Raw genomic sequence first — 15,884 nt, forward strand, 5'->3', positions numbered from 1 at the left:
GGCGCGATGACCACCCCTGACCGGCGGCCGGGTGGGGTGACGCGTCCGGGCACGATGACCACCCTGCGTACCGGCCGGACCGGGCACGGGGCGTCCTGGCACGATGACCGGCCCTTGCCGGCGGGCGGCCGGTCAGGCGTTCGTGGCGCTCAGCCGCTCGGAGCGGCGCCGGCCGCCGGGTCCGCCGGCGCGGGTGCGGCGGGCGCCGCGGGCGCGGATGCGGGCGGTGCCGCGGGCGCGGCCGGGGCAGATGTGGCAGATGTGACGGCGGGCGCCGGACGGACCGGGGCAGAGGTGGCGGGCGCCGGACGGGCCGGGCCGGGGGCGGCGGACGCGCCGCCGGCCGTCCCGTCCCGGTTCGGGCGCGGCCGGGGCGCCTCAGCCGCGGATCGCCGCCCCTGGTGGCGGACGTGCCGGGCCGCCGGCGGCGCGGCGGCGTCCCGGGTGCGCGACGGGCACGGCGTCGGGACCGGGCGGTGCTGGTGGCTCGGCGTCGGCACCGGCCCGGCGGACGGGACGGCGCTCGGCCCGGGAGCCGGGCCGGACGGCGGGACGGGCGGCGGGGCGGGCGGCACGGTGACCGGCGGGGCCGGTGGGACCGTCGGGGCCGTCGGGGCCGCCGGCGGCGGGGTCACCGGGGCGGACGTGGGCGACGGCACCTGGCGGGGCACCGGAACGCCGGCGGTCGGTGCCGGCGCCCGCACCGGAGGCGCCGGACGGGCGGGCACCGCCGCACCGGGGAAGGGCCCCTGGCGGAGCGCGGCCACCGGCCGCACCACACCGGTGGGCGCCGCGGGCGGCGTGCGGGACGGGGTCCCGGCGGGCGGGGTGACCGCGGGCGGAGCCGTCACCTCGGGCACGGCGGACGCGGGTGCGCCGGGCGAGGCCGGCGCGGGCACCGCCCGGTAGGCGGTCGGGGACAGGTCGTCCCGCGCACCGCGCACCTGCAGGAAGAGCACTACCGCTCCCACGATGATCGCCATCGCCGCCACCGCGCCCGCAAGCGCCTGAGGCCGGCGGCCACCCCCTTTGGTCTGGCGGGCGGGGAACCCGTCCGGGCCGAGCAGCCCGGTACGCCGGGCGACGAACCGCCGGTAGGGGACGAGCTCGGGGTCGATGAAGCAGCTCATGACCCGGACCCGCAGGGTCTCGGGCAGGCCGGTGTCGGGGGCGTGCTGGAAGACCTTGGCCACCGACACCTGGCGTTCCCGGTGCGGGGCGCAGATCTCGCACCCGTCGAGGTGATCAAGCAGCCGGTCGCGCGTCTCGGTGTCCGGCGGGCCGGGACGGCCGCCGGCGAGCTCGGCGACCTGCGGGCACTCGTGCGGGGTGCGGCGGGCCAGGACCTGGACGGTGACCAGGTCCTGCAGCCGGTCGCAGGCGGACCGGCAGCGCGCCGCCACCTCCTCGGCGGTGTCGCCGAGCACGTCCGGCAGGTCCTCCTCGGCGATGGCGTGCCGGGTGAGCAGGTCGAGGACCTCGCGCTCGTCGGCGGGCAGCCCGGCCAGGGCGTGCACCGCGACCCGCCCGGCGCCGCCCGGCCCGTCCGGCGGCGCCCCGGCCGGCGCGTCGGGCTCGTCGGGCTCGTCGGGCTCGTCGAGCGGGACGGCCGCGCGCCTGCGCTCGCATTCGCCGCGGGCCAGCGCGTAGAGCCAGGCCCGCAACCGCGCGGGGTCGGCCAGCGCGTGGACGTGCGCCTCGGCGGCGATCAGGGTGTCGCGGAGCACGACCTGCGCGGCGTCGGAACTGCGCAGCCGTGCCCAGGCGTACCGGTAGACCCCTTCGGCGTAGGAGTCGTAGAGGGCAGCGAGGGCACCAGGGTCTCGGGCTCGGAGTGCCTCGACCAGGACGCTGTCATTCATATAACCGACAGTAAAGGATTGGTAACTGTTCGCTCCAGCGTTTCCGGCCGATGACCTCCGTTGTATTAATACCGTAACGAAAGTCAGCAACATTGCCCGGAGCTGATGGCCGGTTAAATATTAACTAAAGTGGGACATATCCGCATGAGGCGGCCCGGTCGACGGGAAGCCCAGGTGGCAGCATACGTCCGGCCTGCCGGTTTCGCGGGTTTCGGTCGGCGGATCGAGCCGCCCGGCACTCGCCACAAAGGCCGACGTTTCCCATTAGACGGCTATCACTCCGGCGAAATTCGCGAAAAATCCGGCCGTCCGCGGTTTTTCGGCCCGACAGCCTGCGCTGCCCGGCCGGCCCGCGGACCGGCCCCGCGAACCGGCCCCGCCGAGCCACCCGCCCGCCGATCCCGCGCAGACGCCCGTACGCCGATCCCGCCCAGACGCCCCGTACGCCGATCCCGCCCAGACGCCCCGTACGCCGATCCCGCGCAGACGCCCGAGCGCCGATCCAGCCGGACGCCCGCCTGCGGCCCGCCCGGACGCCGCCCTCCCGTCCTGCTCAGACGACCAGCAGGCCCGCCTCGGCACAGCCCCGCTCCAGCGCGGCCACTCCGAACGCCTCGACCGGGCCCAGCGCACCGGCGCCCGGCCGGTCCGGCCCGGCCGCCGTCACGGCGCCCCAGGCCAGGATGGCCGCGGTGAACTCGTACGGATCACCGCCGTGCAACTCCACCCCCGCCAGCCGGCGGCCCGCCCCGTCGTAGGCCTCGGCCACCACCTGGGTCACGATCGGGCCGGCGGCGACCGGCGGCCGGCCGCGGCGACCGGCGCGGACCACCCGGTCGGCCGCCGCCTCGGTGAGCCGCCGGGCGCCCGGCACCGCCGCCACGAACGGCGTCGCCCGCGACAGCGCGGCCGCCGCCCGGGTCAGGTTCCCCAGCCAGCCGAGGTAGACGTTCACCTCCCGCAGCCCGGCGTGCGTGCGCGGCAGCGCGAAGTGCTCGGAGGCGCCCACCGACAGCCCGGGCCGGCGCCGGCCGTCCACCTCGAAGACGCGGGTGCGCCCGTACTCGTGGCGGATGCGGCCCTGGCGGAAGCCGTACATCGGCTCAAGGATCATCCCGAGCGCGGAGGCCCGGGTGCCGGCGCTCGCCCGGCGGGCCATGTCTCCGGTCAGGAAGTACCCGACGTCCACCCGCACCGCGTCCGGGCCGGCCTCGCGCAGCGCCAGCTCCGCGGCGAGGTTCCCCGGCACGTAGTCGTGCCCGAAGGCGGTGACCAGGCTCGCGCCCGCGGCGGCCGCGGCCGGGCCGTACCGCTGGAATACCCGGCGGATGAACGTGGGCTCGCCGGTGGAGTCGAGGTAGACGCCGCCGCCCTCGATCGCGGCGGTCACCGCGGGCTCGCCCCAGCGGGCGAACGGGCCCACCGTGGAGATCAGCACGGTGCCCGGCTCCACCAGCCGGCGGACGCCGGCCGGCCGGTCGACGTCGGCGACGGCGGTGGGCAGTTCGACCGGCAGCGACGCCGCCAGCGCCGCCAGCCGGTCCGGATCGCGCCCGGCCAGCACCGGCCGGGCGCCGCGGGCGAGCAGCGCCTCCGCGGTGAGCCGGCCGGTGTATCCGGTGGCGCCGAACAGGACGATGCGCGCGGAGGTCATACGATCACCGTAACCCGCGGGTCGATACATGATCCATCGGGGTGCGCCCGGCCGCGGCCGGTGCTGGTGCCGGACGGCTCCGGGCTCACTGCCGCCGGTCGCCGGGCATCGCCTGCGACCCGCGATCGCGGGCGAACGGCGGCGTCCGCGGTCGGGCGGTGCTGGGCGGCAGCGCGCCGCTCAGCGCCAGCTCCTCGTACGGCCGGGCGCTGGAACCCCAGGTGCGCGCCGCGATGTCCGCGCGCGCCACCGGACCGGCACCGGCCAGGTTCTCCACGGTCAGCACGAACCGGCGCGGCCGGCCCGCGCGCACGTCGTCCACGTAGGTGGTGGCGCCGCCGATCAGCCGGCCCGCCCGGTCGCGCAGCAGCGCGGTCACCACCAGGCTGGTCGCCGCCTTCTGGTAGGGATTGGCCACCGACCCGGCGACCAGGTAGGAGCCGTTGCCGAGCTTCTCGGTGCTGGTCGCGGTCACCGGGAAGGGCACGAACGCCGAGGGGACCCGGGCCGCCTGCCGCCACTGCGCCGGGCGGTAGGTCACCTTGACCTGGGCCGGCCGGACCGACGCCGTCGCCTGCCCGGTGAACTTGAGCGACCCGCCCGGCGGCACCGCGTCCAGCGGCTGCTCCATCCGGACGACCTCCTTGCCGGCGGCGTCCCGGCCCACCATGGTGGCGGCGACGTTCTCGGCGAAGTGCCAGCGGTTGGGGTTGGCCAGCACCCCAGCCCAGCTCACCACGTAGCCTCCGGTGCCCTGGGCCACCGAGGAGACCTGCTCGCGGACCACCAGCGGCTTGAGCGCCCCCTGGTCGTGCTGCCGGTCGCCGCCGCACCCGGCGAGGAGCACACCGGTCGCCGTCCCGATCCCGATCAGGACGGCCGTCGTCTTTCGGCTACGCTGCGTCACAAGGCCGTCATAGCCCGCCCGGCCGGGCCCGATCCCGCGACACGCGTGCCCGCGGCGAAGTCTTTAACCCCGTCTGGACCGCACCCGGCCCGCCGGCCGCCGAACCGCCGCGGTCAGCGCGGGCGGGCCACCCGGGCCTCGTCCCACACCGGGCGGGGCGTCTCACGCACCCGCCCGTCGGCGCCGAAGACCAGGAAGCGGTCGAACCCGGCGGCGAACCACCGGTCGTGGGTGACCGCGACCACGGTGCCCTCGAAGCGGTCCAGGCCGTCCTGCAGGGCCTCCGCGCTGGCCAGGTCGAGGTTGTCGGTGGGCTCGTCCAGCAGCAGCATCGTCGCGCCGGACAGCTCCAGCAGCAGGATCTGCAACCGGGCCTGCTGGCCGCCCGACAGCGTCTCGAACCGCTGCTCGGCGACCCCACCGGCCAGCTCGTATCGGTCCAGCGCCTTCATGGCCTCGTTCTTCAGCCGCGCGTGCTCGGTCATGACGATCTCGCACGGCGTGCGGCCGCGCAGCTCGGGCCGCGCGTGGGTCTGGGCGAAGTGGCCGGGGACGACCCGGGCGCCCAGCCGGCCCGTCCCGGCGTGCCGGACGTCCTCCCCGGCGAGCAGCCGCAGGAAGTGGGACTTGCCCGAGCCGTTGGAGCCGAGCACCGCGACCCGCTCGCCGTACCAGATCTCCAGGTCGAACGGCCGCATCAGGCCGGTCAGCTCCAGGCCCTCGCAGATGACCGCCCGCCGGCCGGTGCGCCCGCCGCGCAGCCGCATGCTGATCGCCTGGTCGCGGGGCGCCTCCTCCGGCGGCCCGGCCTCCTCGAACCGGCGCAGCCGCGTCTGCGCCGCGTGGTAGGCCGACGACATGCCGTCGTTGTAGGTGGCCTTCTGCTTCAGCATGACGACCAGGCGCCGCAGCTTGGCGTGCTCCTCGTCCCAGCGGCGGCGCAGCTCCTCCAGCCGCTCGTTGCGCTCCCGCCTGGCCTGCGCGTAAGTCGTGAAGCCGCCGCCGTGCACCCACACGCCGCCCGACTCGACGGTGACGATGCGGTCGGCGGCGTTGGCCAGCAGCTGCCGGTCGTGCGAGACCAGCAGGACGGTCTTCGGGGTGTCGCGCAGCGCCTGCTCCAGCCACTCCTTGCCCGGAACGTCCAGGTAGTTGTCCGGCTCGTCCAGCAGCAGCGTCTGGTCGGGGCCGCGCAGCAGCGCCTCCAGCACCAGCCGCTTCTGCTCGCCGCCGGACAGCGTGTTCACCTCGCGGTACTTGACGTTGTCGTAGGGCGCGCCGAGCGCGGCGACGGTGCAGGTGTCCCAGAGCACCTCGATCTCGTAGCCGCCGGCGTCGGTGTAGTCGGTGATCGCCTGGGCGTACCGCATCTGGGTCTTCTCGTCGTCGCGCTCCATCATGGCGAGCTCGGCCGCCTCCAGCCGGGCCGCCGCGTCGCGCACGCGGTCGGGGGCCACCGAAAGCAGCAGGTCGTGCACGCTGCGGCCGTCGCGGATGCCGCCGATGAACTGCCGCATGACCCCGAGGCCGCCGGAGGAGGCGACACTGCCGTCGACCGGGCGCAGGTCACCGGCGACCAGCCGCAGCAGCGTGGTCTTACCCGCGCCGTTCGGCCCGACCAGCGCGGCCTTCACGCCCTCGCCCACCCGGAACGAGACGTCGTCCAGCAGCGGCCGCCCGTCGGGCAGCACGTACGTCAGATGAGCGACCTCGACGTGCCCCACCGCGATTCCCCTCCATAGGTCCTCGCGCAGGCTACCCGCCGGCCGCCCCCGCCGACATTCCGTTTTCCGCCCGCCGGCGCGGGGGCGTCAGGCGATGACCTCCATCTGGCCCATCATGCCGATGGAGGAGTGCTCCAGGTAGTGGCAGTGGTAGACGTACCGGCCGAGGTGGTCGGTGAAGGTCGCCCGGACGCGCACCGAGCCGCCCGGCGGCACGTGCACGGTGTCCTTCAGGCCGGCGTCCTGCGGCAGCGGCGGCGCCCCGTCGCGGTCCAGCACCTCGAACTGCGCCAGGTGCATGTGGAAGGTGTGGTCGATGCCGATCGTGTCGGCGTTGATGACCCGCCAGATCTCGGTGGTACCCCGCTTCACCTGGAAGTCCACCCGGTCCGGGTCGTACGGGCGGCCGTTGACCAGGCCGACCGGGAAGCTGCCGGACAGGTCGAAGCTCATCGCCACGTCCCGCTCGACCGCCGCCGCCGGGAAGGACGGCATCGGGCGCAGCCGGTCGGGCACCCGGCTGGTGTCCCGCGCCTGGGCCACGACGTCGAACCGCAGCACCGGCGTGGTGCCGTCGGACAGCACCAGTCTGGTGCCGACCGGGTGCCGGCCGAAGTCCACCACGATGTCGGCCCGCTCCGCCGAGGCGAGCACCAGCTCGGTGACCGGCACCGGCGCGGGCAGCAGCCCGCCGTCCGAGCCGATCCTGATCATCTCGACGCCGCCCAGGTTCAGCCGGAACACCCGCTCGTTGCCCGCGTTCAGCAGCCGGAAGCGGTACTTGCGCGCGGCCACCGGGAAGTACGGCTGGACCTTCCCGTTGGCCAGGAAGGTGCTGCGCTCCGCCGGGTCACCGAAGAAGATCAGCTCACCGTTGGCGTCGAACGCCGAGTCGCGCAGCATGATCGGCACGTCGTACGGGCCGGCGGGCAGCCGCAGCGCCGCCTCGTCCTCGCCCTCGATCAGGTAGAAGCCGTGCAGGCCCCGGTACACGTGCTCGGCCTCGGTGCCGTGGCTGTGGTCGTGGTACCAGAGCGTGGCACCCCGCTGGGTGTTCGGGTAGTCGTAGGCGCGGCTCCCGCCGGGCTGGATGAGGTCCATCGGATGGCCGTCGCTGGCCGCGGGCACGTGGCCGCCGTGCAAATGCACGTTGACCGGCGCGTCCAGGGTGTTCTCGTAGACCATCCGCACCGGGCGGCCGGCCCGGGCGCGGATGGTCGGCCCGCCGAAGCCGCCGCCGTAGCCGAGCACCTGGGTGCGCACCCCGGGCAGGATCTCCGCGGTGGCCGCCCGCACCGGGATCCGGTACACGTCGCCGGCCGGGCCGGAACTCGCCGGGCGCAGCACCGGCGGCACCGGCATCCGGACCGAGAACGGGGTGACGTCGGCCCGCACCGCGGTGGCCGCGGTGCGGCGGCCCACGTGGTAGCCCCGGTGCGGCGGCTCGCCCTGCTGGGCGCCGACCGCGGCGGCCCGGACCAGCGGGAGCGCCATCGCCCCGCCCACGGTGGCGCCGAGTGCGAGCATGCGTCGTCGGTTGAGCACAGGATCCCCTTTTCGTCGGCGCGCCCAGTGATTCGACTGGCCTCGGGGGACTCCGTCCACATACGGGAGAGAATGTCCGCCGAGAAAAACCTGTCACCGGCTACCGCCGCTGTCTTCCTCCAAAATGCTGTGTTTTTTGGCGCGCGCTTCGCGCGCGCGGGTTCGGGCGCCTTCAGCCGGCACCGGCCCGGGAGGGGGCGGCTACGGGTGAACGGCTCGCTACGCGCGGGGGGGGGCGACGTGGGTGGGTGACCTCCTGCTCTCACTTGACGGGGTAGGCGGTGGGGTTACGGCTCGGGCGCGCTGTGTTTTTTGGCGCGCGCTTCGCGCGCGCGGGTTCGGGCGCCTTCAGCCGGCGTTCTTCGTTCGTCGGTTGGAAGCGCTCGTACCTCGCACTTCCGCCCTCCTCCTCAGAACACCGGCGCGCCCGAACCGGGGTAGGCCGGGTGCGGGTGAACGGCCTGCTGGTCGCGGGAGGGGGCGGCGGGGTGGGAGGGCGGGTCAACCCCAGAAAAGGGTGGGGCTACCGGAGAGAAGAGTGCGGCGGCCATGGCATTCCAGGGAAACCGAGATTTCCGGTTAAGGGTACGAATTCAGCATTTTGCGATAAGGCAGCAATTTAAGAGATGCCGAGCGAAATACCCGATGTGAGGGTCAAGGGCATCGAGGTGCTCAGCGCACCCGCCGCGTTGGAGGCTTCGCCGGCCCGCCTCCGCCCGCGGCGCCATCCACCCTCGTCGCCCGCTGACGGCAGAGAGCTGGTCGTGACATGAAGAACATCGCCACCGCGGAACCACGGACCGCACGGCCCGGCGGTCCGGCCGCCACGACGGGCCGGCCGCTTGCGAAGGTGCCGGAGACCGGCCTCCTCCATCAGCTCGGCGGGGTACTCGCAATGCGCCGCGACCAGGTGGGATTCCTCGGACGCATGATCGACGCACACGGTGACATCGTCGCCATCCGGGTGCTCGGCATCAAGATGATCATGTTGAACCATCCCGACTACTTCGAGCGCGTGCTGGTGCGCAACCACGAGAACTACGACAAGAGCACCTTCCTGTTCCGCGCGGTCGAGCCGATCCTGCGCGGCGGGCTCATCGGCAACGTCGGCGGCGAGCCGTGGCGGCGGCAGCGCCGCATCATGCAGCCCTCCTTCCACCGGCCGAAGGTGGCCGGTTTCGCGGAGAACATGACCGACGAGACCGCCAGGATGCTCCGGCGCTGGGACCGGCAGTACGGGCCGGACGACGTGGTCAACGTGAGCACCGAGCTGGGCCAGCTGGCCATGCGGATCGTCTTCCGGTCGCTGTTCGGCGCCGAGGTCGGCGCGCGGGGGGACGCCATCGAGCAGATGTTCCTGGAGGCCAACCAGATCGTCGGGGCCTTCTTCCGCTTCCCGTTCCCACCGCTCAGCTGGCCGACCCGGCCGCACCGCCGGCTGAACGAGATCATCCGCACGATGGACGGCTTCGTCTCCGACGTCATCCGGAGCCGGATCGACAGCGACGAGGACCACCTCGACCTGCTCACCGCGCTGATGAACGCGGTGGACGAGGAGACCGGCACCGGGATGACCCCGCTCCAGCTGCACCGCGAGGTCCTCAACATCATCATCGGCGGGTACGAGACGACCAGCAACTCGGTGGCCTGGCTGATCCACCTGATCGGGCAGCATCCCGACGTGCAGGCCCGGCTGCACGCCGAGGTGGACGAGGTGCTCGGCGGCCGGGTGCCGGCCTTCGACGACGTGCCCCGCCTGGTCTACACGCGGATGATCGTCGACGAGACGCTGCGGCTCTACACCCCCGCCTGGCAGACGATGCGCCGGGCCATCGAAGAGGACGAGATGGGCGGCTACCGCATCCCGGCGGGGTCCGACGTCTACCTCAACATGTTCACCCTGCACCGGCATCCGGAGTACTGGCCCGACCCGCACGTCTTCGACCCCGAGCGCTTCACTCCCGAGCAGGTGGATGCGCGCCCCCGCCACGCCTACATCCCGTTCGCCAGCGGCCCGCGCAACTGCATCGGCAAGCACTTCGCGCTGACCGAGCTGACGCTGATCCTGGCCATGGTGGCGCAGGCCTACCGGGTGGAGATCCCCGAGGAGCGCCGGTACGTGGAGATCGAGCCGCTGATCACGATGCACCCCAAGGGCGGCATCCACGCGCGGATGGCCCGGCGGTGACCGCCACGCCCGGGCGGCTCGCCGGCACCGCGGTCCCGGCCTTCCCGGCCGGCCCGGCCGGCCCGGCGGACGCCGCCGCCGTCACCCGCTTCCTCGACGAGATCCTGCCCGGCGCCTTCGACGTCTTCCCGCCCCGGGTCAGCCCGCATCTGGCGTCCGCCCGCTCGCACCTGTCCGGGTGGGTCGAGCGCCACGGCCTGGTCCGCAAACCGGCCGCACGCCGCCGGTTCGAGCACGCCGACTTCGGCTGGTTCGCGGCGGTGACCTATCCCACCGCCGACCAGGCGGGACTGCACCTGATCGCGGACTGGTTCGCCTGGCTGTTCCTGCTGGACGACCAGTTCGACGACGGCGTCTTCGGCCGCGATCCCGGCCGGGTGGAGACGTTGATGACCCAGATGGCCGCGGTGCTCGGCGGCGACGGCGACCCCGCCGGCCGGGCCGAGGGCGTGCCCGCCATCGTCACCGCGCTGGCCGACCTGTGGCACCGCACCCTGCCCAGGGCCGCGCCGGGATGGCGTGACCGGTTCGTCGACCACATCGTGGCGGGCGGCCTGGCCGCGGCCTGGGAGGCGGAGAACCGGGCGCGCGGCGTGGTCCCCGGCGAGCCGGCCTACATCGACAAGCGGCGGCACACCGGGGCCATCTACGTCTGCATGGACCTGATCGAGATCGCCGAGCGCACTCCCGTCCCGCCGCCCGCCTACGCCGACGCCGCCTACCAGCAGGCGCTGCGCGCCGCCTGCGACGTCGTGTGCTGGACGAACGACGTCTACTCCCTGGAGAAGGAACTGTCGGTCGGGGAGTACCACAACCTGGTCGCGGTGGTGGAGCACGCCCGCGGCCTGACCCGCGGCGCGTCCGTGGCGCACGTCGCCTCGGCGATCTCCACCCGGATCCGCGACTTCCGGGAGTGGGAGGGCCGGACGCTGCACGCCTTCCGCGGCGACGCGGTCGCGCTGGCGAACAACTTCGCCGGCATGCGGTCCTGGATGCGCGGCAACCTCGACTGGTCGGCGCGCACCAAGCGGTACCGCCCCGGCGGCCCGGCCGGCGCCGGCCGGCCGGCGGACTACCTCGACACCGGCCTCGTCCAGGCCTGACCGCCGCGCCTGGCGCGGCACCCGCACCGCACCCCTCCGCACAGGAAGGCCTGACGAGCCCCATGAGCATCGGGACACCTGCGGCCCCGGCCGTACCGCGGGCGGTCGGCGACGCCAGGCGGCTGCTGCCGCCCGCGCTGGCCCGCTGGACCGACGGCCTGGAACCCGCGCTGCGCGACATGTGCGCCTACCAGATGGGCCTGCGCGACGCGCACGGCCGGCCCACCGGCACGGCCGCCGGCAAGCTGCTGCGTCCCGCGTTCACGCTGCTGTGCGCGCGGGCCGCGGGCGGCGACCCGGCGGCCGCCGTGCCGGCCGCGGTCGCCGTCGAGTTCACCCACAACGCCTCCCTTATCCACGACGACATCATGGACGGCGACCGGGAGCGGCGGCACCGGCCCACCGTCTGGGCCCGGTACGGCGTGCCGATGGCCGTCCTGGCGGGCGACACCCTGTTCGGCCTGGCCTTCGAGGTGCTCACCGCGCCGGATGCCGGCCTGCCGCCAGACGCCTGCCGCCACCTCGCCCGCACCCTGCGCCACCTGATGGCCGGGCAGTGCCACGACCTGCGCTTCGCGGAGACCGAGACCCCGCCGATCGACGCGTGCCTGGCGATGATGGAGGGCAAGACCGGCGCGCTGCTGGGCTGTGCCTGCCGGCTCGGCGCGCTGTCGGCGGACGCGCCCGCCGGGTGGGACGAGCGGTTCCACGAGTTCGGCACCCATCTCGGGGTGGCGTTCCAGCTGGTGGACGACCTGCTCGGCATCTGGGGCGACCCGCTGCTCACCGGCAAGCCGGTCGGCGCCGATCTGCGGGCGCGCAAGAGGAGCGCCCCCGTCGTCGCGGCGCTGTCGGCGCCCGGCGCGGCGTCCGGACGGCTCGCGCGCCTGTACGCGGCCCCCGGCCCGCTGGACGGCGGGGCGCTGGAACTGGCCGCCGCGCTGGTGGAGGAGGCCGGCGGGCGCGCCTTCGCCGCCGCCGAGGCGCGGCGGCGCATCGACATGGCGTGGGAGCGCCTGGTGAGCCTGGACATTCCCGCCGACGCGCGCGCCGAACTGGAACAGCTCACCGCGCAGCTCGCCGACCGCCGGTGGTGACCGCGCCGCGGACCACGACGCATCCGGACCAGGGCTCGGCCCGAGCCCGTGACCAGAAAGCAGTGCGATGACCCGACAGCGAATCGACGACCTGGTGGCCGCCACCGTGGCACGGTGCTTCGCCGCCTTCAACGACCATGACACCGACGCCTACGTGCGATGCTTCACCGACGACGGCACGCTGGAGGACATCGCGCTCCAGCAGACCTTCAAGGGCCACGCCGAGCTGGCGGAATTCATGGACCGGTGGGTCGCCGCCTGCCCGGACACCCGGGTCGACCTGGCCGAACCCATCATCTCGGGCAACCGGGCCGCGGTGCCGTGGCTCGGGCTCGGCACGCTGACCGGCCACTTCCCGCACCTGCCGGCGACCGCGGTACGCGGCAGCCGCATCGAGAACCGCGGCCTCAGCCTGATGGAGTTCTCCGACGACGGGCTGGTCCGGCGGCAGGCGGACTACTACGACATCTTCGCCGTGCTGCGGCAGATCGGCGTGGTGCCGGAATGAGCGACGACACCATGACCTCCGTTCCCGCCGCCATCGCGGTGGACGCCGCCGGGCCGGACACCACCGCCGAGCGGGTGGGGCGCTTCTTCGACGAGAAGGGGGACGTGCTCGGCGACCTGATGGGGGGCAACGTCCACTTCGGCTACTGGCTCGGCCCGGACGACGACAGCACCTTCGCCGAGGCGGCCGACCGGCTGACCGACCACATGATCGACATGCTGCGGCCCCGGCCCGGCGACCGGGTGCTGGACCTGGGCTGCGGCCGGGGCCGGCCGGCCGTGCGGCTCGCCCAGGCCGCCGAGGTGGAGGTCGTCGGCATCTCGGTCAGCCGGCGGGACGTCGCGGCCGCCACCGCGCTGGCCCGCGCCGAAGGGGTGGCCGACCGCGTCACCTTCCGGTACGCCGACGCGATGAACCCGCCGTTCACCGCGGGGTCCTTCGACCGGGTCTGGGCGGTGGAGTCCATGCTGTACATGCCCGACCGGCTCCAGGTGCTGCGCAACATCGCCGCGCTGCTGCGGCCCGGCGGCCGGCTCGCGCTCTGCGACATCTCCGAGACGCCACCGGAGACGGCCGAGGACCGCGCGGTGCTGGAGGGCATCCTGCGCGAGTGGGAGGTGCACTCCCTGGCCCGGTTCGACGACTACCCGCGGCTGATCGCGGCGGCCGGCCTGCGGCTGACCGACATCGTCGACGTGAGCGACCGCACCCGGTACTCCCCCGACCGGGTGGTCGAGCTGTTCCAGCGGCTGGTGGCCGGCTCCGGGATCCCGGTCGAGTCGGTGGACCTGCCCATGGAGCTGTGGGACCGGTCCTTCGCCGCGTTCGAGCGCATGGGTTACCTCATCGCCGCCGCCGAGCGGGCGGGGTGAGGGAACCGGCCGGCTTGCCGGGGCGGCGGGCGGGCAGGGGGAGCGGATCACGGTGGTCGCCGGGGCCCTGAGACGATGTCCGGCATCGCCGGGATCGCGCGAAGGGACGGGAGCCGTTGGACGGGCAGGAGCAGGCCATGCCTTCCGCGCGGGAGGCGCGGGCGATCCTGACCGAGGCGGGGGAACTGCTCGCCGCCGCCCGGGGGCTGCTCGCCGACGACGAGCGGGCCCGCGCCGAGGTGGCCGGCGCGCTGTCGGTCGTGCGCGCGCGGGAGGCGCGGGCCGAACTGGCCGCGATCCCGGTGGCCCGGCTCAAGGACGTTACCGAGGGGCGGCTGCGGATCGGCGTGCTGGAGCAGGCCGGGTACGCCACCGTCCTCGACGTGCTGGACGCCACCCCGTACGCCCTGCAACTGCTGCCGGGGATCAGCGCCCGTGGCGCGGCGCAGCTGCACGCGGCGGCCGGGCAGATCGCCCGCGCGGCCGAGGAGGTGGCGCCGATCCGGGTCGACGTCGACCTGCGGGACGCCGAGACGACGGCGTTGCTCGTCGCGCTGCATCGCCTGGTCGGCGCCGGTCTGGAGCTGTCGCACGCCGCCGGCGCGGCGCGGGCGGCGGCGGAGCGGCTGGGCGCGCTGCTGCCGGCCGCCCGGCCCGCGCGCGGGCGGCTCGCCAGGTTACTGGCCGGCGGGACCGGCCGGCGCGCGGCGCGGGAGGCGCTGGCGCGGATCCGGGAGGTGCTCGCGGAGGCGCGGGCGGCCGGCACCCGGACGGTGCTGGCCCAGGCGTCGGTGGACCTGCTCCGGCCGCCGGCCTCCACCATCGAGGCGTGGTCGGACTTCGAGCTGCGCCCGCCGGAGTACTACAACCTGCTCGCCGAGTTCGCCGCGCTGGAGCCCGACCGGGCCGCCGCCGAGGGGTTCCTGCCCGAGGAGATCTCCGCGCGGGTGCAGGAGCAGCCGCTGGACGACACCCACCTGCGGGTGTCGCTGCGCGGTTACCAGTCGTTCGGCGCCCGGTTCGCGGTGGTGCAGCGCCGGGTCATCCTCGGCGACGAGATGGGGCTGGGCAAGACGGTGCAGGCCATCGCCGCGATCGCCCATCTGAAGGCGCGCGGCGGCACCCATTTCCTGGTCGCCTGCCCGGCCAGCGTGCTGGTCAACTGGCTGCGGGAGATCGAGACGCGCAGCTCGCTGGCCGCCTTCCGGCTGCACGGCCCGGACCGGGCGGCCGCGCTGGCCGAGTGGGTCCGCCTGGGCGGTGTCGCGGTCACCACGATCGACGCGCTGCACCGGCTCCAGGTGCCGGACGCGCTCGTCCCGGCGATGCTGGTGGTGGACGAGGCGCACTACGTGAAGAACCCGGCGACCCGCCGCTCGCAGGCCGTCGCCGCCTGCTGCCGGCACGCCGACCGGGTGCTCTTCCTCACCGGCACGCCGATGGAGAACCGGGTCGAGGAGTTCCGGGCGCTGGTCGCCCACCTGGATCCCGATCTCGTGCAGGCGGTCCGCGGCAGCGACGCGGCGGCCGGCGCCCAGGCGTTCCGCCGGGCCGTCGCCCCGGTCTACCTGCGGCGCAACCAGCAGGACGTTCTCACCGAGCTGCCCGACCTGGTGCAGGTGGACGAGTGGGAGGAGTTCAGCGCGGCCGACACCACGGCGTACCGGGCGGCGGTGGCGGCCGGCAACTTCATGGCGATGCGCCGGGCCGCCTACGCGCGGCCGGAGACGTCCGCCAAGCTGCAGCGGCTGCGCGAGCTGGTGGCCGAGGCGGCGGGCACCGGGCTCAAGGTGGTGGTCTTCTCCTTTTTCCGCGACGTGCTCGCCACCGTCGGCCAGACGCTGGACGGGCCGGCGTACGGGCCGATCTCCGGCGATCTGAGCCCGGGGCGGCGCCAGCAGGTGGTGGACGACTTCGGCGCGGCGGACGGGCACGCCGTGCTGCTCGCCCAGATCCAGGCGGGCGGCACCGGGCTGAACCTGCAGGCGGCCTCGGTGGTGATCCTGTGCGAACCCCAGGTCAAGCCGACGATGGAGAGCCAGGCGGTGGCCCGGGCGCACCGGATGGGCCAGGTGCGCAAGGTGCAGGTGCACCGGCTGCTGGCCGCCGACAGCGTCGACCAGCGCATGCTGGAGATCCTGCGGACCAAGACCCGGCTCTTCGACGCTTACGCGCGGCGCAGCGACCTGGCGGAGGCGGCGCCGGACGCGGTCGACATCTCCGAGCAGGCGATCGCCCGGCAGATCGTCGAGGAGGAGCAGCGCCGGCTGACCTTGGGCCGCGCCGGAGTGCCCGGCGACGCGACGATGTGACGTGGGAATGTTGAAAGTTTCACCTGCCGGAAACATCGGATGTGCGACTCTTCCTGCGCCGATGGGGCCGCTCATGGCTCGCGCGGCCCTGGGCCCTTATGGGCGAGGTGAC

The 15,884-nt window shown here is 74.5% G+C and carries 11 protein-coding genes; 6 read left to right on the top strand and 5 right to left on the bottom strand.

Features of this window, described 5'->3' with window-relative positions:
- Positions 1-149 precede the first annotated feature (149 nt).
- The 5 genes from Sru01_RS12650 to Sru01_RS12670 all read right to left on the bottom strand — a co-directional run bounded on the left by Sru01_RS12650 (position 150) and on the right by Sru01_RS12670 (position 7,692).
- The gene (locus Sru01_RS12650) at positions 150-1,862 is read right to left on the bottom strand and encodes a sigma-70 family RNA polymerase sigma factor (RefSeq protein WP_203984470.1); all 1,713 of its coding nucleotides are present in this window, start codon (positions 1,860-1,862) and stop codon (positions 150-152) included.
- Between the two features lie 553 nt (positions 1,863-2,415).
- Complete coding sequence (locus Sru01_RS12655; protein WP_203984471.1) at positions 2,416-3,516, bottom strand: saccharopine dehydrogenase family protein; 1,101 nt, start codon at positions 3,514-3,516, stop codon at positions 2,416-2,418.
- Between the two features lie 85 nt (positions 3,517-3,601).
- Positions 3,602-4,423 (bottom strand): hypothetical protein, encoded by an 822-nt coding sequence (locus tag Sru01_RS12660; protein WP_239137361.1) that lies wholly within the window; start codon positions 4,421-4,423, stop codon positions 3,602-3,604.
- A gap of 113 nt (positions 4,424-4,536) precedes the next feature.
- The gene (locus Sru01_RS12665) at positions 4,537-6,147 is read right to left on the bottom strand and encodes an ABC-F family ATP-binding cassette domain-containing protein (RefSeq protein WP_203984472.1); all 1,611 of its coding nucleotides are present in this window, start codon (positions 6,145-6,147) and stop codon (positions 4,537-4,539) included.
- A gap of 87 nt (positions 6,148-6,234) precedes the next feature.
- Entirely contained in the window at positions 6,235-7,692 is a 1,458-nt protein-coding gene (locus tag Sru01_RS12670) for a multicopper oxidase family protein (protein ID WP_203984473.1), read from the bottom strand.
- Positions 7,693-8,620: 928 nt separating this feature from the next.
- Here Sru01_RS12670 and Sru01_RS12675 point away from each other — a divergent pair.
- The 6 genes from Sru01_RS12675 (at position 8,621) to Sru01_RS12700 (ending at position 15,772) form a co-directional block, all read left to right on the top strand.
- Positions 8,621-9,880 carry a cytochrome P450 gene (locus Sru01_RS12675; protein WP_203984475.1) on the top strand — a complete coding sequence of 420 codons (1,260 nt, stop codon included), beginning with the start codon at positions 8,621-8,623 and terminating at the stop codon, positions 9,878-9,880.
- The gene (locus Sru01_RS12680) at positions 9,877-10,983 is read left to right on the top strand and encodes a terpene synthase family protein (protein WP_203984477.1); all 1,107 of its coding nucleotides are present in this window, start codon (positions 9,877-9,879) and stop codon (positions 10,981-10,983) included. The genes Sru01_RS12675 and Sru01_RS12680 overlap by 4 nt, the downstream gene beginning before the upstream one ends.
- Positions 10,984-11,045: 62 nt before the next feature.
- Positions 11,046-12,080 (top strand): polyprenyl synthetase family protein, encoded by a 1,035-nt coding sequence (locus Sru01_RS12685; protein WP_203984478.1) that lies wholly within the window; start codon positions 11,046-11,048, stop codon positions 12,078-12,080.
- Between the two features lie 67 nt (positions 12,081-12,147).
- Positions 12,148-12,588: a nuclear transport factor 2 family protein gene (locus tag Sru01_RS12690; RefSeq protein WP_203984479.1), complete on the top strand. Its 441-nt coding sequence runs from the start codon at positions 12,148-12,150 to the stop codon at positions 12,586-12,588.
- Positions 12,585-13,460 carry an SAM-dependent methyltransferase gene (locus tag Sru01_RS12695; RefSeq protein ID WP_203984480.1) on the top strand — a complete coding sequence of 292 codons (876 nt, stop codon included), beginning with the start codon at positions 12,585-12,587 and terminating at the stop codon, positions 13,458-13,460. Before Sru01_RS12690 ends, Sru01_RS12695 begins: the two co-directional genes overlap by 4 nt.
- 137 nt (positions 13,461-13,597) lie before the next feature.
- Entirely contained in the window at positions 13,598-15,772 is a 2,175-nt protein-coding gene (locus Sru01_RS12700) for a DEAD/DEAH box helicase (RefSeq protein WP_203984481.1), read from the top strand.
- Positions 15,773-15,884 lie beyond the last annotated feature (112 nt).

Source organism: Sphaerisporangium rufum (assembly GCF_016863395.1).
In the GTDB taxonomy this organism is placed as follows: Bacteria; Actinomycetota; Actinomycetes; order Streptosporangiales; family Streptosporangiaceae; genus Sphaerisporangium; species Sphaerisporangium rufum.